Source organism: Bradyrhizobium sp. P2_E8 (assembly GCF_056403875.1).
In genome coordinates this window covers 1-769 of the sequence record NZ_JBFUES010001756.1, presented here as the reverse complement: position 1 = coordinate 769, position 769 = coordinate 1, and the positions used below count along the sequence as shown (strand labels likewise).

The window sequence follows — 769 nt, the reverse complement described above, 5'->3', positions numbered from 1 at the left end:
CCTTCGTGCTGCCCGGCGGCACGCCCGCCGCCGCCTACCTCCATGTCGCACGCACGATATGCCGCAGGGCGGAACGCGTGATGGTGGAACTGGCGGCCCAGCCGGGCGAGCCGGTCGGCGCCGCTGGCATCCAATATATGAATCGCCTGTCGGACTTCCTGTTCGTGGCCAGCCGCGCAGCCAACCATAACGGCGCCGGCGACGTGCTCTGGGTTCCGGGCCAGAATCGCTGACCCATTAGAACGGCTCATTTCCAAGGTCTAAAATTTGGCCTCTTCGCGCGTTGACCGGGCCGGGTCAGGCCTTTAGGTTCCGCGCCAGTTGATAACCCCCTTCCCAAATTGAGTGAAAGAGGATCGATGAAGGTCTTAGTGCCGGTAAAGCGGGTGGTCGATTACAACGTCAAGGTCCGCGTCAAGGGCGATGGATCGGGCGTTGAACTCGCCAACGTCAAGATGTCGATGAACCCGTTCGATGAAATCGCGGTCGAGGAAGCGCTGCGCCTGAAGGAAGGTGGCAAGGCCACCGAGGTCGTGGTGGTTTCCATTGGACCTGCGCAGGCGTCGGAGACGATCCGCACCGGTCTTGCGATGGGCGCCGATCGCGGCATCCTGGTGAAGGCCGAGGGCGCCGTCGAGCCGCTCGCCGTCGCCAAGATCCTGAAGAAGATCGCCGAGGAGGAGCAGCCGGGGTTGATCATCCTCGGCAAGCAGGCGATCGACGACGACAGCAACCAGACCGGCCAGATGCTGGCCGCGCTGCTCGGCTG

The 769-nt window shown here is 63.6% G+C and carries 2 protein-coding genes; both read left to right on the top strand.

Annotation, left to right across the window (positions count from 1 at the left end; translation table 11 throughout):
* On the top strand, positions 1–233 hold a 233-nt coding region (locus AC1D00_RS43710; RefSeq protein ID WP_477015011.1), incomplete at its 5' end, for an ATP:cob(I)alamin adenosyltransferase.
* A gap of 126 nt (positions 234–359) precedes the next feature.
* On the top strand, positions 360–769 hold a 410-nt coding region (locus tag AC1D00_RS43705; protein WP_477015010.1), incomplete at its 3' end, for an electron transfer flavoprotein subunit beta/FixA family protein.